At 37.8% G+C, this 4,011-nt stretch carries 3 protein-coding genes; all 3 read left to right on the forward strand.

Annotated features, from left to right (window positions below; all coding sequences use genetic code 11):
- The first annotated feature begins 86 nt into the window (after positions 1-86).
- The 3 genes from N3D17_07665 (at position 87) to N3D17_07675 (ending at position 3,919) form a co-directional block, all read left to right on the forward strand.
- A complete protein-coding gene (locus tag N3D17_07665; GenBank protein MCX8083241.1) occupies positions 87-473 on the forward strand; it encodes a hypothetical protein in 387 nt (128 codons plus the stop codon).
- 10 nt (positions 474-483) lie between these two features.
- Entirely contained in the window at positions 484-1,734 is a 1,251-nt protein-coding gene (locus tag N3D17_07670; GenBank protein ID MCX8083242.1) for a GNAT family N-acetyltransferase, read from the forward strand.
- A gap of 61 nt (positions 1,735-1,795) precedes the next feature.
- Positions 1,796-3,919: a hypothetical protein gene (locus N3D17_07675; protein ID MCX8083243.1), complete on the forward strand. Its 2,124-nt coding sequence runs from the start codon at positions 1,796-1,798 to the stop codon at positions 3,917-3,919.
- The last annotated feature ends 92 nt before the right edge of the window (positions 3,920-4,011 follow it).

Raw genomic sequence — 4,011 nt, forward strand, 5'->3', positions numbered from 1 at the left:
AAGGATGCAGAGGTATTTGGTTTTAAGGGGAACTTAACACTTTCTCCTGATAGATACAAAATTCCCAAAAAATATCCAACGTGGTGGTGAAAGTATTCTGGGAATGGATTAAAAAACATCCTCCTTTCCTTTATATCAACCTGTATGGCTGGGCTGCCTGTGAGAAAGGTAAAGAGCCATTTGAGGGAGCGATAAGGCCTGACATATCAATCTATAAAAGATGGGGTAATGATAGTAAAGTGTTAGAGTGTGATAGGTGTTTAATAGAGAAAGTAGACCCTCTATCCAGATACGATAGGATAGCAGAGTTTGGTGTGAGTTATGCAGAGGAGTCAGACAGTTTACCTGCACTCCTCCCGAAAAGATATGGTACAATTGCTTATGTTTATGAGCCGAATATGAGGACAGGACCGGATGGCTGTATGGAAAAAGGGGTTAAGGTTTTAAATGCACTTATAGAACCATTTATGTGAAAGGAAAAAAATGGAAATAGTAAGGCAGGCGAGCAGAGGTGATATAGATAGGGTAATAGAGGTACTGGATAAGGCATTTAACAGGAATATTGTTGGAGATAGGGAAGTATATGAAAAGAAATACAGAGAGATAGAAAAAGGTATGGATAACTGGTTGGTTTTAGAGGCGGATGGTAAGGTAATAGGAGCAGTTAGGATAATTAAGCACTGGATGAGGATAGGTAAGAGCAAGATATTAAAAGGAGATGTAGGTGAGGTATCAATACTGCCTGAATGTCAGGGTAAGGGATACGGACATAAGTTGATGGAAGGGACAGTAAGATGGATGGTAGAGAATAATTATGACATCTCACGGCTGGGTGGTTTATGTAAATTTTATAAAAGGTTTGGTTATATAAGATTTCCGAGGAGGTATATAGAGATAGAAATAGGGAGGAAAGCAGGAGCAGGAGCATCTATGGTAGAGGAGGGAGAAGTTATGATAGAAGAAGAGATGTTAAAGAAGATAGATACATTCAGAGCAGGAGATGAGGGTAAATGTATTAAATTAAGGGATGAGTTTAATTCCAGATATAATGGTTCACTTATAGAAGAAAGTTTTGGCATTTCTCCATTGTTTTATGTTTTCAGAGAAGATGGAGATGTTTCAGGTTACATAGGTGGAACAAGATACGAGAAAGAATACAGTGAGTTTGAGGCAAGGATAACTATCTATCAAATTGCATACAGAATAGATAAGCCCTATGTAATCCAGAGTTTGATAAAGTATATAAACAACCTTGCATATAGGGAAGGGATAAATCGTATCACATTGCGTATACCTTTTGACCCTGAAATAATAAATGCTATTAAAGAGATACCTGTAAGGTTCAGGTTAGTGGAGACATATGGAGGGATATCAGGTAATATGCTACAGGTTATTAATATGGAATCATTATTCAGAAGGTTGGTTCCAGAGTTAGAGGCGAGATTAGAGAGGTCAGTTATGGGGTTATACACAGGAGTAATAAGAATTAGTATAGAGAAGGGCAATGTAATACTGGATATCAAGAGAGGTAAGATAGATGTAGTAAGTAATGCGAAGGCAGATACAGAGATAGAGATAAAAGAATTTTATTTATTGCAGTTATTACTTGGTCTTCTGTCTTTTTCCGAGGTAGAGGTAATTTTAGAGAAGAAGACAGGAGTTAAAGCGAATGAGAGGGATTTATTGAACATCCTTTTCCCGAGGTGTCCTGTTTTTTCTGGTAATTGGGGATAGAGTAATCTTTCCCTCGCCCTTGAGTGAAGAGGGTGAAGAGTATGAAGAGAGAGGAGAGAGTATGGGTGAAAAATATCATATCCCTGAAAAGATGTATTTCCCATTTGTATTGGGTAATGGGATTGATTCAGTTATGGTTGACTATTCAGGTAGTATGCACTGTGATTCAGGACACCTTCATTTAGAACAGCATGAGGGTGCTATATGTTGCTGGGAGAAAACCACACACAGGACACGCAGCAGATTTATGGTGCCTCTGGCTCAGTTTCCATACCGACTAACTGCCTTTGACGGAGAGTTATATGAAGTTGGGGATTTTAACCAGGACTTTGACCCATATACTGCTACACTTACCACAGAGATTGAGGCAACTATTATCCGGATGAAGATAACCACATTCCTGACAGATGAAGGGCTTTATGTAGAGAGATATACTATCTTATGGGTAGATAATGAAAAAAGACCAGTCATAATTTTTATTTCTCGTAAGCCCCGTTATTCATACACAGTTAATCTCATTGTAAAATATCCAGATACTTATAAGATATCTTTTTCAAAATTACAGGGTGATATTATTAGTGGTGAATATTTTTTTGATGAGATAAAAGGAAAGATATGTGCAGGAGTAAAGGCAGATGGTAAGGGAAAGGAAGTAGAGGTAATCTCCGATGAAGGATATATAAAGATATCAGGATTACAAAAAGGAGATGTTATTAAGAGATATATCTCTCTTAAGGACAATACACAGACAGAGAATTACGAAAAAGAATGTATAGATCTTGTTAGAAATGCTCTTGAAGAGTCCTATGAAGATATTTATAAAAGGCATATAGATAGATGGAGAAGATTCCATAAACAAACAAAGGTAAAGATACCTGACAGAGAAATGGAAGATGTGTATAGGAAGAGTTTATATCTCATCCGTGCCTCACAGCATCCCAATGGGTTTATTACAGAAGGACTTTCAGGTGAGTTTAAGGGTGGTGGATATATGTGTCAGTGGGACATGTTGTTTACCTGCAGGGCACTGGTGACAGCAAATCAGAGAGAAGGAACTTTAAAACTGCTTGACTATTACCATAATTCAGCCAGTTACGCAAGAATCTACGCCAGGCAGTTAGGAAGAAGTGGTGCATATTTCCCGTGGATGACTAACTACACAGGCAAGAGTATGTATTTTGAAGATGCTAACGAATGGAGGACTATAGAAAAGTTTAACAATGGATGTATAGCGATGCAGTTGTTTGATGCTTACAGGTTCTGGGGAGATGAGGAGGTATTAAAGAAAAATTTACCTTTAATCAAAGAGATAGTGGACTTTTTAATTGAAGAACTCGTGATAGAAAAGGATGGAGCATTGATAATTAAACCTAATGAAGGTGCGGATGAAAATATAGACAGGGTTAATGATACATCTCATCTTCTTACTCTTATTGAGGCATTAAAAGGATACATAGATGGCTGTAAGGTATTAAATGAAAGTATAGATGAGAGATATATAAAAACACTTGAGGGACTGAAGAAAGGACTGCAAAGAAACTACAAAAATGGAATTTTGCTTCAATACGAAGGAGATACATTAAGACCTGTCCCCTCAGCAGAATTTACCTTCCAGATATTTGCCTTACCAGAAGGGATAACCACAAAAAGTATTAGAGAGGCACTGAAAGATAATCAGGGCAAATGGGGGCTTACAAATGCAGGGACATACAGAAATCTTATATGGCCATGGACTGAAAATAGATGTGCAATTGCTTTTGCTTCAGTAGACCCCCAAATTACATATCAGCGGTTGAAACATGTGATTAACTTTACCAGCACCCACGGAATATTCCCTGAAAAGGTAAGACCTGATGGATTCTGGATACTATTTGGGTATTTAACTTCACATTCTTCCTTTGTATATGCATTGAATTCTCTTCTTGCTTCTGATAGTGGTAAAAAATTATTCATTGGAGCAGGATTTCCAGAGGACTGGAAAGAGGTAATGTTTGAGGATATATATACTGCATCCGGCTATGGTGTATCTCTACATCTTAAGAGAGGTAAGGTCAGAAAACTTGTAGTAGAGAACTGCAGGGAAGAAGAAAGAGAGATAACCATACATCTTCTCAATCCTTCTTTTGGTAAACAACACCGCATATTCAAACAGAGATTGAGACCAGACAAAAATAGAATTATTTAAGAAATATGTTTCTTATCCCTCTCCCTTAGAGGGTGCAGGGTGAGACCTTCCTATACTTTCCACCCTCACCTGTTTCCTCCCCCTCATATGGG

This window comes from bacterium, assembly GCA_026414725.1.
Classification (GTDB): Bacteria; Ratteibacteria; UBA8468; order B48-G9; family JAFGKM01; genus JAAYXZ01.

Excerpts from the sequence above, each read along its gene's own strand:
- N3D17_07675 (MCX8083243.1), top strand. The coding sequence starts at position 1,796 with ATGGGTGAAAAATATCATATCCCTGAAAAGATGTATTTCCCATTTGTA.
- N3D17_07670 (MCX8083242.1), top strand. The coding sequence starts at position 484 with ATGGAAATAGTAAGGCAGGCGAGCAGAGGTGATATAGATAGGGTAATA.